The 13,861-nt window shown below is 48.3% G+C and carries 11 protein-coding genes; 3 read left to right on the top strand and 8 right to left on the bottom strand.

All coding sequences use genetic code 11. The annotated features are described in order from the left end of the window. Positions 1-298: 298 nt before the first annotated feature. Positions 299-553: a DUF1816 domain-containing protein gene (locus ACN4EK_RS10185; RefSeq protein WP_431657746.1), complete on the top strand. Its 255-nt coding sequence runs from the start codon at positions 299-301 to the stop codon at positions 551-553. A 17-nt stretch (positions 554-570) separates the two neighbouring features. Here ACN4EK_RS10185 and ACN4EK_RS10180 read toward each other — a convergent pair whose 3' ends face one another. Then, the gene (locus tag ACN4EK_RS10180) at positions 571-1,353 is read right to left on the bottom strand and encodes a hypothetical protein (RefSeq protein ID WP_431657745.1); all 783 of its coding nucleotides are present in this window, start codon (positions 1,351-1,353) and stop codon (positions 571-573) included. A gap of 300 nt (positions 1,354-1,653) precedes the next feature. On the opposite strand from ACN4EK_RS10180, the gene ACN4EK_RS10175 reads away from it, so the two are divergent. Beyond that, positions 1,654-2,115 (top strand): protein tyrosine phosphatase family protein, encoded by a 462-nt coding sequence (locus ACN4EK_RS10175; RefSeq protein ID WP_431657744.1) that lies wholly within the window; start codon positions 1,654-1,656, stop codon positions 2,113-2,115. A gap of 2 nt (positions 2,116-2,117) precedes the next feature. Further along, positions 2,118-3,533 carry an MBL fold metallo-hydrolase gene (locus ACN4EK_RS10170; RefSeq protein WP_431657743.1) on the top strand — a complete coding sequence of 472 codons (1,416 nt, stop codon included), beginning with the start codon at positions 2,118-2,120 and terminating at the stop codon, positions 3,531-3,533. Here ACN4EK_RS10170 and uraH read toward each other — a convergent pair. The 7 genes from uraH to ACN4EK_RS10135 all read right to left on the bottom strand — a co-directional run bounded on the left by uraH (position 3,530) and on the right by ACN4EK_RS10135 (position 13,770). Further along, a complete protein-coding gene (gene uraH / locus ACN4EK_RS10165) occupies positions 3,530-3,892 on the bottom strand; it encodes a hydroxyisourate hydrolase (protein ID WP_431657742.1) in 363 nt (120 codons plus the stop codon). The genes ACN4EK_RS10170 and uraH overlap by 4 nt on opposite strands. Before the next feature lie 9 nt (positions 3,893-3,901). Continuing rightward, a complete protein-coding gene (hpxO, locus tag ACN4EK_RS10160; protein ID WP_431657741.1) occupies positions 3,902-5,062 on the bottom strand; it encodes an FAD-dependent urate hydroxylase HpxO in 1,161 nt (386 codons plus the stop codon). Positions 5,063-5,142: 80 nt separating this feature from the next. Further along, on the bottom strand, positions 5,143-6,066 hold the full coding sequence (rbsK, locus tag ACN4EK_RS10155; RefSeq protein WP_431657740.1) for a ribokinase: 924 nt from the start codon (positions 6,064-6,066) through the stop codon (positions 5,143-5,145). A gap of 156 nt (positions 6,067-6,222) precedes the next feature. Further along, positions 6,223-7,635 (bottom strand): endo-1,4-beta-xylanase, encoded by a 1,413-nt coding sequence (locus ACN4EK_RS10150; RefSeq protein WP_431657739.1) that lies wholly within the window; start codon positions 7,633-7,635, stop codon positions 6,223-6,225. Positions 7,636-7,736: 101 nt separating this feature from the next. Further along, positions 7,737-10,013, bottom strand: coding sequence for a glycosyltransferase (locus tag ACN4EK_RS10145; RefSeq protein WP_431657738.1), 2,277 nt, complete (start codon positions 10,011-10,013; stop codon positions 7,737-7,739). Between the two features lie 71 nt (positions 10,014-10,084). After that, complete coding sequence (locus ACN4EK_RS10140; RefSeq protein ID WP_431657737.1) at positions 10,085-11,308, bottom strand: HlyD family secretion protein; 1,224 nt, start codon at positions 11,306-11,308, stop codon at positions 10,085-10,087. 524 nt (positions 11,309-11,832) lie between these two features. Next, complete coding sequence (locus ACN4EK_RS10135; protein ID WP_431657736.1) at positions 11,833-13,770, bottom strand: S9 family peptidase; 1,938 nt, start codon at positions 13,768-13,770, stop codon at positions 11,833-11,835. Positions 13,771-13,861 lie beyond the last annotated feature (91 nt).

Genomic DNA, 13,861 nt, shown 5'->3' with positions numbered 1-13,861 from the left:
TTCCTTACAACTAATCCTGAAACTAGAAGGTAGGAGTGCAATGTTCCTTTGCTGTAGCGTCATCGACAAAGAACAGTACTCCTAATGCCCCCGCTCTTCTTCTAACCAACAATAGTCATTCCCATCCTGACTTCCTTGTTGGTTAGGAGAGGGGCTAACAGAAATTGGGGTTGGCACTACAGGCTTCGCCTTACCTCAGTTAAATGAAGCGAATGAATACACCTATACGATCGTGGATAAGGCAATGATAGAAGCCAGGAAGCTTATGTAAATAAGAACGTTCAGGAAACCCTATTTTATGAAAACAATCACGAGTTGCAGGAGAACGCTAATTCTAAACTTACCAAGACTGGGTTGTGGACATTGGTGGGTTGAGGCAACAACATCTGATCCAAATTGTGTCTATTATTTTGGACCTTTCCCTAACTCTGAAGAAGCCTCTGATATGTGCCCAGACTATGTGCAAGCTTTAACCAAGCAAGGTGAGCAGCGAATTAACACAGTAGTGAAGCACTATTACCCCGCAGAGCTAATCCTTAGTGAAGAAGTCTAATCGATTCCACTCCACGATTACTTCATCCGCTCCATGATTCGCAGTCGCACTTGATTGTCCTGAATCACATACACTTTAGGGGAGAGAAATTGCGATCGCTCCCCTAAATCTTGTTTGGCGAGAACATAACTTTTATCTTTGTTTTGCAGGAGAAACAGGAGGGTTTTATCCTGCAATTCTACTGGAGGTTTACCATGCCAAACAAACGTCACATGTACCGGATCAATGATCTTACCCTGGGCAATCAATCTGCCATTATTTCGTCCTAAAATACTCGCTCCAGTTACCAGGATACCGAACATCAGGAATAACACTAATAAGCGAAACAAGGGCTTCGATCGAGCTAAATGAATGATGGAAACTCTCTGCCAGGAGAAGACTATGGTAGACAGAAGAACTGAAATACCGATGAGCATATAGCGTAGACGAAAGATTGAATCATCCTGATATCCTAAAAATATACATACCAATCCCAGGGCAACTAATAAAAGGTTTCCTTGAAATGCTTTCATTCTATACGTCCCAGGTTCTTTACCAATTTGAAACAGCAGATAAAAACTTGGAATCGTAATTGCCGTAGGTAAAAAGAACTGACGCAGATAGAAATCAGGTGAAAATTCTAACCAATTGATATCTATCCCTAATTCTTTAAAGAAAGCCCCATTATAAATCCAACCAATATAGTAGATAGAACTTAAAAGTAGGGTGACAATCGTTGCTGGCTCAAGGTATTTAGACAGTTGCTTTAAAACAACATCTGACTTTAACTCAAGATTGTCGTCATCACCAGAATTGGGCATATCCTTGACCCCTTACCTGTTTTTGCAGAAAATTTAGTCGCTTGCTTGAGCGTTGCATAGTTTATTTTAGTTTATAGAGCTTTGCTAATACGATCGCTCCTTATCCTCGGCAAAGTTTTAAATTTTTTATAGGAATTTGTTTGTCTATACTGATCTGCCTAAATCTCTACGCTGACGCGCTACTACATGTTTTCGCCAAACCAAAATTTTACAAATTCGATTCACAAAACCCCCTCCTTAGGCTAGATGTTTCTATATGACCAAATAGTAATTTGGTAGTAGGTATCCCGTTAGAAGATCATGAAAAACATCAAGCAACTTACCGATCAATTGGCTGTGGCAATGGGACAAGTCACCTCCGAACAATTGCAACAGGCAGCCCAGGCAGGATTTAAATCGGTACTGAATTTGCGATCGCCGAACGAAGAGGGTGTTCCTCAGGATGAACAGCAACAAGCAGAGCAGGTAGGACTTAAGTACGTCAATATTCCAGTTAAACCCGATCGGATGAGCGATGATTTGGCAGATCAGGTACTTCAAGAAATTGATCAATTACCCAAACCCGCGTTGATTCACTGCAAAAGTGGGATGCGCTCTGGAGCCATGACCTTGATGTATGTTGCGACTCAGCAAGGGATGACGGCAAATGAAGCTATGGCGATCGGGAAACAAAATGGATTCGATTGTGAGAGTTCTCCTGAGATGAAACAGTTCTTTGAGCATTACGTTGACGAGCACTCTCAAGCGAATTCAGAGGAGTAATCATGGCGTTGATCTTAGAACAGTTTAATGTTGAGGGATTAGCTCAGTTGTCCTATCTCGTAGGTGACGATAGATCTGGGGTCGCTGTGGTGATTGATCCCCGTCGTGATATTGATATCTATTTACAACGGGCTAGAGAACTGGGTGTGCGATTGATTGGCAGTGTAGAAACCCATATTCATGCGGATTTTGTCTCTGGTTCCCATGAACTCAAAGCCCGAATCAATATTCCGATTTATGGTAGTAAAACTGGAGATTATCAGTTCGAGTTGCATCCACTCCAAGAGGGCGACGAACTTCAGATTGGTAGTGTGACGTTGCAGGCACTCCATACCCCAGGACATACCCCTGAACATATTTCGCTGTTAATTTATGACTCCAAACAAGGTCAAGCCCCGTTCGGATTGTTTACAGGCGATACGTTATTTAACCTGGATGTTGGTCGTCCTGATTTGTTAGGGAGTGGGGCAGAACAGCCATTAGCAGCGCAGCTTTATCACAGCCTGTTTGACAAAATTTTGCCGTTGGGCGATCGCATAGAAATCTACCCCTGTCATGGTGCAGGCTCTTCCTGTGGCAAGTCCATTGGCGATCGTCGCCAAAGTACCATTGGCAACGAACGAGTGTTTAACCCAGCCTTGCAAGCACGATCGCAGCAAGCATTTGTTGACTGGATTTTGAGTGAAATGCCAGAACCCCCACGGCACTATGCTCGGCTCAAACAAATCAACGCTAAAGGTGCGCCAGTTCTAGGTTGTCCTGCGACATTACAACCCCTCACTCCCGATGAATTTCAACGAAAAATGCAAGATGAGAACACGGTAGTTATCGATGCTCGATCGATACTTGCCTTTGGCGGTGGGCATATTCCGGGAGCAATCAACATAGCGTTGCGACCAGAGTTTCCTAATTGGGTCGGTTGGATGATTGATCCAGCGCGATCGCTATTAGTGGTTGTGGAAAGTGAACGAGATGTAAGGCTCGTTGCAGAACAACTTTTCCGCATTGGTTACGACCATTTAGCCGGTTACTTACACGATGGCATGACCAGTTGGCAGAATGCTGGATTGCCCCTACAACGTCTGGGTGAGTGGACTGTGCAGGAGTTGAACCGCTACAAGGATGACCCCGGGGTAACTGTGCTAGATGTGCGGGGGGATGATGAATATCAAAACGGGTATGTCCCAGGAGCGAAGCATACCTTTGTGGCGCATCTAGAAGCACAACTGGATCAATTGGATAAAGACCAAACGATCGCCACCTACTGCGGTAGCGGGTATCGCGCCTCCATTGCTGCCAGCCTCTTACAAAAACATGGGTTTGAGCGTGTGATCAATATCCCTGGTTCATGGATTGCCTGGAAAGCGGCTGATCTACCGCAGGCTCATCCTTCCAAGCAGAAGGTCAGGCATCGTTAGCTACCCCGATAGGTGCTGTAAGACCAGGGAGAAATTAAGAGGGGAACATGATAATGTGCCTGTGGATCAGCGATGCCAAAGCGAATGGGGACACGATCGAGAAATAATGGCTCCGGTAAATCGGTCAGATGTTGTTTAAAGTAGCTGCCCACATCAAAGATCAGTTCATAGATGCCGGGACGCAATTCGGTATCGAGTAATAACGGGTCACCTGTGCGTCCGTCCTGATTGGTATGTGTGGTTTTCAGACAGGAGCGTTCCCCCGAACTGGGATCAATCCACCACAGTTCGATCGTCATATTGACGGCAGGACACCCGTGAGCCGTGTCTAAAACATGCGTCGTCAGTTTCCCGGTCATGGTAGCAGCTTAATGTAATGGGCTACCCAGAATTGTATGCGCGATCGCGGTTGTCACATCTTCGGGGCGTTCCGTCCGCAGTTGGGTGTACCACTGTTGAGTGATGTCGGGATCTTTGCCGTGGATTTGTTCTGCCCGTTTACGCGCTTTTTTGACGATCGCACTGGCTCGCTCTTTGCGTTCCGCCTCATATCGCTGCAAGGCATCCTTTACACTGAGATTGGTCGTCCTGAGATAGCGGGTCAACACCACCACATCCTCCATTGCCTGACAGCCTCCCTGCCCCAAATCCGGACAGGTGGCATGGGCAGAGTCTCCCAGTAAAGCCACTTTGCCCCGTACCATTCGCTCGATCGGTCCAAGATCATGGATTAATAAGCGATTAGTCGTTGCTGGATCTAAGCGTTGAATTAAGTGTTGTACCGGGTCTGCCCAGCCTTGAAAGAAATAAGTTAACTCAGATCGGATCTCCCCCGCTTCCAGCGCTTGCTCATAGGGCAGTGGCACATCTAAGAAGAAGTAGAAGCGATCGCCACTCACAGGCATCATTGAGGCACGTTTATGTTCTCCCACATAGATGACCCAGGTATTTGGCGGAGCCAGATCAGGACTCGCCTCGACTAATCCATTCCAGTTGACATAGCCACCATACTGGGGTTGCACCTCAGCTTGTAACACATACTGCCGCAGAATCGAGCGAATCCCATCTGCGGCAATTAATAGATCGCCCGTCGATCGATATCCGTCCTCGAATATGGCAGTAACCTGCTGTTCATTCTCTTCGACAGCTACACATTTAGCATTCAGTTTAACCCTGCCTGGAAATGCCTCTAGAAGCAATTGTTGCAGGTCGGTACGGGTGACGGGATAAGGCCGTTGTCCGACGGCGGCGACTAATGGCTCAAGACTAATATGATTTAACAATTCTCCAGTATGGCTGAGGTACTGCATCTGATCCATCAGTCCGCCAACCTGAGCAATCTGCTTGCCTAAGCCTAATGAGTTCAGGACTTTGACCCCATTCGACCATAGGGAAATTCCGGCTCCAGCGGGGCGTAGTTCGCTCACCCGATCGTAAATTTCGACCTCATAGCCCACCTGAGACAATGCTACCCCAGTCGTTAAGCCACCAATTCCAGCCCCAATAATAATGACTTTTAAGTTATCCATTGATGGATGCTCCGGATCTATGGATTTAAGTGTGATCGCGAGATTGGCGATCGTGTTGTCACGCTTGATACAAATACCTGTCAGTGAGTTTGGGCGGCTAAGAAAGCCATCAGTTCCTCACGAGTTGGCAGCGAAGACTGTGCCCCCGGTTTGGAAACCGCTAAAGCCGCCACCGCCGCCGCCTGGGTACTAGCCTGTAGCAAGGGCAATCCTTCAACCAGTCCAACCGCTATCCCCCCATTAAACGCATCCCCTGCCGCCACTGTATCCACCGCCGTCACCGGAAAGCTGGGAATGTGGAAGGTCTGATCCGCCGTGGCACAGATTACCCCTAATTTTCCCAGTTTGATCAAGGCTGTAGCCGCCCCTCGCTGCCGCAACACCTGAGCAGCCTGTTCCGCTTGAGCCAGCGTTTCTACCGCAAATCCCACTAATTGGCTGGCTTCTACCTGATTAGGAGTGATGATATCTACGCAAGCATACAGTTCGGCGGGTAACTCAGTCTGGGCGGGAGCCGGATCCAGTATCACCGTTGCCCCGATCTGTTTCGCCAGTTTTGCGGCACTGACGACTTCTCGCACAGGAATCTCCAGTTGTAGCAGCAGTACAGAGCTTGGAGATAACACGGGTCGTAATCGCTCAACATCCGATTGATCAACTTGCCCATTTGCCCCTGGAATCACCAGAATCGTATTCTCGCTGGCATCATCAACGGCAATCATGGCGACTCCCGAACTGGTGGTGTGCTCCACGAAAATGCGATCGCAGTCCACCCCACTATTCCTCAGGGCTTGGAGAAGTTGCTGTCCAAACGCATCAGCCCCCACTCGCCCCACCATTACCGTGGGTATATTCAGTCGAGCCACAGCAACCGCCTGGTTTGCCCCTTTCCCACCGGGAACCGTCGAAAACTGATACCCGATTAAAGTTTCTCCCGGAGCCGGTAATCGGGGAGTCCGGGCAACCAGATCCATATTAACGCTGCCAAAGACAACCACGCTCATTGCTTTCAATCAAAGGTAGATTTCACAAGCCCAGTTTCGCATGATTGGAGTGGCTTTCACCTAATGCAACTGTGCTTATTTTCTCCTATGTTCATCAAAAGTAATTGAATTGTTTGAGCGGCAGTCGTAGAGATACGTTAGTGAGATAGAGCATTGCTACATAGCGGTTATGGTGATCGTTTGAGGCGATTTCCTTGGAGACGAAAAATTGATGGTCTGTTGGAATGTTTGATTGTTGGCTTTAACAGTGACTTGATAATTACCAAAAAATGCCCGGATAGCAACATTGCCCGTTTGATCGGTTTGACCACTCGATCGCGTCCACCAATCGTGGTAAACCAACTGTTGATACTGGGTTGCAGACAGCTTCGGCTCAAAATTTTGCTTAAAGATCGCGGCTTCTGGCTCCCAATGTGCCCCCTGCCAGAATCCCCACATAAAAATGCCAGTTACGGCAGGGTGGGCAAAGGCAATCCGATAAACATCTTTGAGAATCCGAGCTTGTTCCTGCTCCGTTGCTGCCACAGCATCAAATTCAGTGATTTTAATGGGTAAGCCAAGTTGAGCCAGCGCATCTAAACTTGCTTTAATCCGATCGGCAGTAATGGATTCACGAATATGTCCTTGAACTCCGATACCACTAATGGGAACACCTTGCTGTAACCAACTCCGAATCAACTGAATATAGCGATCGAGGGACTTGCCGTTTAAAATGTCATATTCATTCACATACAGTCCCACAGCAGGATCAACTGTGTGACACCAGCGAAACATCTCCCCGCCGATTCCATCTCCCAACCGCGATTGGTAAAAGTCGCCATGTAATGGTTCATTGAAAACATCATAGTCAGTGAAGCGTCCCTGATAGCGACGACAAACATCCAGAGTCCGCCGTTGCACCGCTTCTCGTAGCGCTTGAGGCTTGAGTGCCCGTACCCACGTTGGATTCCATTGTTCAGGTGCCCAAAATAGCGTATGCCCTCGCATTTTGAACTGATGCCGATCGCTCCACTCCAAGATCCGATCGGCATCCTCATAACTCACCTGATTTTGAACTGACTCAGTGGCATACCATTTCAGCGCATTTTCATGCACACCAGCGTTAAATAAGCGCTTGGCTAAGCTAAGGTACTGAGACTGCTCGGGTTTATTCGCAGTGGGCTGAAACTGTTCTGTACTTAAAGCGGTGCCAAACGGAAATTCATGGGTCAGTTGCTCAATCTGCACCGTAGCATCAGCTAGAGGTCGCTGTTGACGATCAACTACTTTGAGCCGAAGATCGCCAGTCCGGAGCTGATAGATGCTGGCATCGACTGGATCAGAACGATTGAGAGCCGCCATCGGGGGTAAACCTGCGGGAGTCACAATTTGACACGCCCAGAGGACGATCGCCAGCCCAACTATCAGCCATCTCTGGTTTGTCCAAACTAATAAGGATTGCCAGTAACGGGTTGGCAGGAATCGCCTAATGCGGAGATTACAGCGATCGTTCAGCATTTTCCGTAGCTTCGGAGAGGTTCTCTGATGGAACCGCAACAACGGTTTCAGTAAATTCCTTCGATTCGTCATCGATCTTTGCCCATGAAACGGATGTTGTTGTAGATGCAGCTAAAGAGTGCAAGGATCTGTGCCAACAGCCCTTGCTCAAGAGGCACTAGAGTTGTCTGGGCTTACCGATTGTATATGTTGAGAATGGGCTTAAGTTTTAGCACAGATGATAGCAGCATCAGAATAGAATCTAACCCTCCTACCCGCTTACGCTGTTTCCACTCAGCCGTATCACAGTAGAGCAACGTAACTAAGTGACGACTTTGCTCAACAGTGACATCAATGAACTTCAGCGATACATTACTATGACCATCTTGTAACGTCGATCGCACGACCTCTGCCGTCACAGAAAATTCATGCTCCAAGAACTCAATTTCTACAGGCTGATCACTGGCTAAAAATCGGTTTGTGGTTAATGTAATCCTGCTACCCGTTTCCGAGAGGTTATTGGTATAGCCCCAGTAATGACGGTTGCCCGAAGTGACTTTGCAAGCCGTACAGAGAGGAAAGCGATCGCTGACTCGTCGCACTGGTTGATCGATCGAGGACAGCACCGATACCCCCATCACGATCATGTTATAGACAATCCAGAAGATCAGGATTTGTTTGCCTTCATATTCGTACTGATACTCTGGCCAAAATCCCAGAACATAACCACCATAATGGATAAACAATCCTATGGCTGAGAGCCCCAGCAGAATTAAGAGGGGATAGGTTAAATGCAAATTGTAGTTCTTCGTTTCGGCTTTAACCCCCTTGCGAGTCGCTGTACTGGCTTTAGCAAACGGATTGCGTAGAATCAGCCAAATCCGCCCCAAGGCTGGGAAACAAAAGGTCGTCTCATGTACTTCGTTCCAGAAAGCAGACAGGCGATAGTCCGTAGCCCAGGTAAAGGAGGCAGTGTATAACAGGACGAACGGTACAGCGTAGAAAATATATTCTGGCACAGACGCAACCAGTGGTGATGGGCCTAACAATAGACTGACTAAAGGCACAATCAGCGCGATCGCTCGAATTACTGGATTGAAAGAGAACAGAATCAGGGTGAGATGATAGCTTTTTTGCACCCAATTGAGTTTTGACCAAATTGGTAATTCTTGACCACAGAAATAAACTTGTAAATTACCTTGCAGCCATCGCAATCGCTGATCAATAAAGTCTGCAAACATCCGGGTTGATTCACCCATACTCAACATTTCATTCAGATAGATAATCCGAAATCCATGCGTCAGCAACCGAATGGAAGTTTGATAATCCTCCACACAACACCGCGTATAATAACCACCAATAGCCTCTACGCTGCTACGACGCACCACATAGGATGTACCACAGCAAATCACACAATTGCCGGTGTCGCGTCCGGGTTGGACATAGCCAAAAAAGTGTTCTAGATCATTCGGTAAAACTCCATCCAAGCCTAAATTCCGCGCATGATAATCCGGGTTGTAGAAAAACTGGGGTGTTTGCACCAGATCAACATTTGCATCTTGGAAGAACCCGACAGTTCGCGTCAAGAAGTTTCGGAAGGGCACGAAGTCGGCATCCATCACCGTAATGAGTTCACCATCGGTTTGGGGTAAAGCATTATTCAGATTACCGGCTTTGGCGTGTTTGTTGTCTGGACGAGTGATATATCGGCAGCCCAACTCTTCGGCTAGCTGCTTAATATGGGGACGGCGAGTATCATCCAAAATGTAAATCGTTTTGTTCGGGTAATCCATCGCCTGACAACCCACCACCGTTCGGCGCACAATATATTCAGGTTCTTTGTAGCTGGGAACGAATACATCCACCGAGGGCAAGTAGCGACCTGCCAGCACATCCTGGGCATAGCGATTGGCAGCGATCGTGCGTCGCTTATCCGTTGTCCAGGTTGATTGCAAATAGTAAATCAAGTAGGAACTGATCCAAACAATCTCATTGGCAAAGAAGAGGAGACTCAGGAGGGCACTGACCCAATGGGTTAAGTTTAGGGTTGCCGTCGATCGCCAAAGTAAGTAGCGAACGGCCATGAACCCTACGCCTAATCTCACAACTAACCGAGTCACATTGTTGGGGGGCAACCACCGGAGTCCGATACAGGTCGCACCAGCCAAGGCTACGGGTAGCCAGGTTTCAATATTGGTGTGTGAGACTTGCAAGAAGTCAGGCAACGGACGCAGAACTGTGGGGTTAACCTCGGCTAACGGAAAAACGATCGGTCTCCAGTTCGTGACAAACAGGGCGCTTAACCACAGGATCACGCTACTGACAAACATAATCCAGAGACCAGGAGAGACTAACTGCTGAATCTGCGATCGGCTATTGGGGAATGGTAGGCGCAGTACACGAGAGACAAGCGATCGAGGATTTTTTTTAGTAGGAGACTTCGGCTCTGGTGGCGAAGAAATCACACGCATAAACTTAACCCTTAATTAAGGTGGGATGATCCGCGTTCGTGAAAGTCAATTCAGGATTGAATGACTTGGGCTTACTGCACCTTGAAGGTCACTTCACCGGTATAACCGACATAACAAAACCGACCCGAACTGTTTTGGGGGTCAGGCTCCAGATCAATGCGAACTTGCGCTTTGCGCGGGAGATTCGGGGCAGTCGGGACAGCGACCTCTTCGCCAGCCGCCAGACGACCTAACCCCGATCGAATCATGCTGATTTGACCTTGCAAACTACGAGCTTCTGTACCATACAGCTTGACGGTGGCAGGTGTACCCGGTTGCAGCGATCGCACCGCTTGCTCATCAACCAGCGCATCAACCCAGCGCCGATTACAGTCCAACATCTGTCCTAGCGATTCACCTTGCTGGACATAGCGACCTGGCTGCACATTCATGCGCCAAACAATCCCGGTTGCCGGAACTTTGACTGCCGCAAAATTCTGCTTCTGTACATCTCGCATCGCTTGAGTCAGTTCTGCCTCTGTATCTCGAATTTTTTGCTTCAGGGTACCAATCACTTCCTGCTGATCTGAGATTCGCAGTTGCAGTTCTTCTAATCGCAGGCGGGGATCCGCGTCGCTGCGAGTGTTTGATAGAGTCAAACCTAACTGCACCGCTTGTTGGCTAGTACGTGATGCCGCCAACTGATTTTCCAGACTGCTAATTTCGGCCTTGCGCTCCTCTACCTCTGCGGCCAGGGCATCCACACTCGCTTGAGAAACGGCTCCCTGTTGCTTTAAATACACTGTGCGTTCATAGTTAACTTGAGCTAACCGATAGCGAGCCTTCGCCCCCTGAATATCCGATGCTAGTTTCTGGGAAGCTTGCCCTGCGGCTAACGTCTCTAGCTGATGCTGGTTCCCCCGATCGGTGGTGGCAATAACGCGCAGATTCTGCATTTGGGCTAACCGAGTTTGAGCGCGATCGAGTTCTACTTTTTGTTCACTCAGCCGACTTTTAATAGACTGAACTTGCAGATTACTCACTCGATCATTCTGAATCGTTAGTAGTGTTTCTCCTTGAATATTGCCTTCACCTGTTTTAAGTGAAACATTTGTAATCATGCCTTCTTGCGGCGCTTTAATGTCAATTAAAACTCCGTTCACGATCGCATCGCCACTTTTAACATAGGCGACCTTTTCTTGAATTAATTTAACCGCCCAAACAACAAGACCAATGCTTAACGTAGCGATTAATAAATGGGATAACAGCGATCGTGACGGCCCTTTATAGCCTGCTGATGAAATCGAATCCTGCATCGCTTAGTTCCTGAATATTGGGTAGGAAACATACGCACCCATGCCGCTGATGCTATAGCTTCATTCAGTGAAATCACATAAAGCACGAATGAAGAAACAGAAGGGATCAGTGAAATTTCCGTAAAATCACGGCAAAAATTTTTCTTTTATCAGAAATCTATGCTGTGGTGCAATTGGCTTCTATCTACAGGTAGATTTAACAGATTGCTTGCTCATATCGATCGGTAGAGTTTAAGTTGGTAGCAACTGTATTTCTGTTAACCATCAGCTAAGGTTGTGAGCAGCCTTTTTCACCTATAGCGATCTGATTTGATGGGTGAACAAGCGGAGGGAGGCTGTCACTGGTTATTCGTCCTTTGGAGACAAAATAACCAATGATCAACGACTAATTCCAGCACCTTACCACTATCACCAATGATTTAGGGCTTGAGAATTGGAAATCGAGATGAAATCTCTCTAACTCAAGCTTGAATATCCGTCAGCGATGAAATCTCCTATTCTATAGAAGAGTTTTTTGCGCTAGTTCACAAGTTTTCGATCGCGACGGGTTCTACATCATCAGCCATGTCAAATCCAAATACTTTGGAGTAGAAATAGAATTCTCCATCTAAAGTGCGCTTAATATTTTCAGCTTTGCGGAACCCATGTTGTTCGCCACCATACAGCACATACGCCACAGGTAATTGTTTGGCTCGCAGGGCATCCACCATCATTTCCGCCTGATTCGGAGGCACAACCTTATCCTCGTCGCCCTGGAAAAAGATTACCGGGCAAGATAAGCGATCGGTGGCATGGATCGGCGATCGCTCCAGGTATAAATGACGTTGAGCGGGATAAGCTCCAATCAAGCTATCTAGATACCGGGCTTCAAACTTGTGGGTGTCGGTGGCTAAGGCTTCCAGATCGCTGACCCCATAGTAACTGGCTCCTGCTTTGAAAACATCCCGGAAAATTAAGGCACATAGGGTCGTGTAACCTCCGGCACTGCCGCCATCAATCATTAAGCGATCGCCGTCTACTTCACCCGTCGCCACTAAATACTTCGCACCATTAACGCAATCATCCACATCGACAATGCCCCATTGTCCTTTCAGGCGCTCTCGATACTCCCGCCCATACCCCGTACTGCCCCCATAGTTAACATCCAACACCGCAAACCCACGACTCGTCCAATATTGAATCCGCAGGTTAAATGCGGTCGAGGTAGCGGCAGTCGGGCCACCATGACTTTTCACCAGCAGGGGGGGACGTTCATCCGTGGGCGCGGTGTAATCTTGGTTTTGGGGCGGATAGAAGAACCCATAGGCAGTCAAGCCGTTCTCGGTCGGGAAGGCGATCGGGCGAGGAACGGATAAATAACCGGAATCAATTTCCAGGGTGCTGGAACGCCGCAGGACAGTCACTTCTCCCGTAGTTAAATCCAGTTGCACGATCGCTCCTGGTTCCATTGCCGATCCGGCATTAAACACCGCTAGATCGGATTGCACATGAATTCCCGCGATCGAGGTGTAATTCGTGGTAATCGGTGACAATTCCTTAGTTTGCACGTTCAGGCTTGCCAGGTAACTCACCCCTTCCTGGCTATAGGTGCAGATTAAGCGATCGGCAGAGGCAAAGGCATAATCCGCAATTCCGAACACCCAATGGGGCGAGCCAAATTCGGCTGCCATTGGACACAGGGCTTCTACCCCATCCTCCACCTCGGGATTCCAGCGATAAAGATTCCACCAATTTGTGCGATCGCTGACAAAGTACAACCGACCATCCGGCGACCAAACCGGCTGCACCACCGACTCATTCATACCCCCCGCAATTTTCTGACTGGTCGCGATCGTGCCATCGGCATTCAGTTGACCTACCCACAATTCCGTATCATCCCAGGGCATATTGGGATGGTTCCAGGTAATCCATGCCAGTTGCGACCCATCAGGACTGAGCCGGGGCGATGAATAGAAATCATTCCCAGAAACCAATACTAACGGCTTCGTGCTGCCATCCAGGGTCAGACTGACGATCGTATTCACAGCTTCTTCCGATCCGGTGTGATCTTCTCGTACACACACCATCCGATTCCGCCCTGCATCCACCACACCATCCGCGTAACGGTATGACCCTTCGGGGGTAATGGCGATCGGCTCCATCCCCTGATCCTGCCGATAAATTCGTTGATCAGCAAAATTAGAGAAATAGACGCTGCCCTGATGCACCAGATAGGAACCACCACCGTATTCATGCACCCGAGTCCGGACGTTAAACGGCATTGGTGTGACATCGGTGATATGCCCATCGGCAGTCCGGCAGACAATCACATTCCGTCCCCCCTCCGTCGGACGCTGTTCGCTCCAGTACACCTGATTACCATCTAACCGCACACCTCCTAACCCGATCGTGCCTGCCACAATCAGATCTGAAGTAATCGGAGATTTCCATGAACCGTAGGGTGCGACCTGTGTTTCCGCCATAGCCGTAAATCATTTCGCCAAAACTTGCCTCTACAGTCTACATGCAGAATTGTCCAACCGATATGATGGCTAGAGAACCCACACGATCGCA

Origin of the sequence: Pantanalinema rosaneae CENA516, from assembly GCF_050753385.1 — a bacterium.
GTDB lineage: Bacteria > Cyanobacteriota > Cyanobacteriia > Leptolyngbyales > Leptolyngbyaceae > Pantanalinema > Pantanalinema rosaneae.
This window is presented reverse-complemented; position numbering and strand designations above follow the sequence as displayed.

What these genes read in the sequence shown, in the direction of transcription:
- ACN4EK_RS10180 (WP_431657745.1), bottom strand. Translation starts at nt 1,353, where the DNA reads ATGCCCAATTCTGGTGATGACGACAATCTTGAGTTAAAGTCAGATGTT.
- ACN4EK_RS10135 (WP_431657736.1), bottom strand. Translation starts at nt 13,770, where the DNA reads ATGGCGGAAACACAGGTCGCACCCTACGGTTCATGGAAATCTCCGATT.
- ACN4EK_RS10140 (WP_431657737.1), bottom strand. Translation starts at nt 11,308, where the DNA reads ATGCAGGATTCGATTTCATCAGCAGGCTATAAAGGGCCGTCACGATCG.
- uraH (WP_431657742.1), bottom strand. Translation starts at nt 3,892, where the DNA reads ATGACCGGGAAACTGACGACGCATGTTTTAGACACGGCTCACGGGTGT.
- ACN4EK_RS10185 (WP_431657746.1), top strand. Translation starts at nt 299, where the DNA reads ATGAAAACAATCACGAGTTGCAGGAGAACGCTAATTCTAAACTTACCA.
- ACN4EK_RS10175 (WP_431657744.1), top strand. Translation starts at nt 1,654, where the DNA reads ATGAAAAACATCAAGCAACTTACCGATCAATTGGCTGTGGCAATGGGA.
- ACN4EK_RS10150 (WP_431657739.1), bottom strand. Translation starts at nt 7,635, where the DNA reads ATGACGAATCGAAGGAATTTACTGAAACCGTTGTTGCGGTTCCATCAG.
- ACN4EK_RS10170 (WP_431657743.1), top strand. Translation starts at nt 2,118, where the DNA reads ATGGCGTTGATCTTAGAACAGTTTAATGTTGAGGGATTAGCTCAGTTG.
- ACN4EK_RS10145 (WP_431657738.1), bottom strand. Translation starts at nt 10,013, where the DNA reads ATGCGTGTGATTTCTTCGCCACCAGAGCCGAAGTCTCCTACTAAAAAA.
- hpxO (WP_431657741.1), bottom strand. Translation starts at nt 5,062, where the DNA reads ATGGATAACTTAAAAGTCATTATTATTGGGGCTGGAATTGGTGGCTTA.
- rbsK (WP_431657740.1), bottom strand. Translation starts at nt 6,066, where the DNA reads ATGAGCGTGGTTGTCTTTGGCAGCGTTAATATGGATCTGGTTGCCCGG.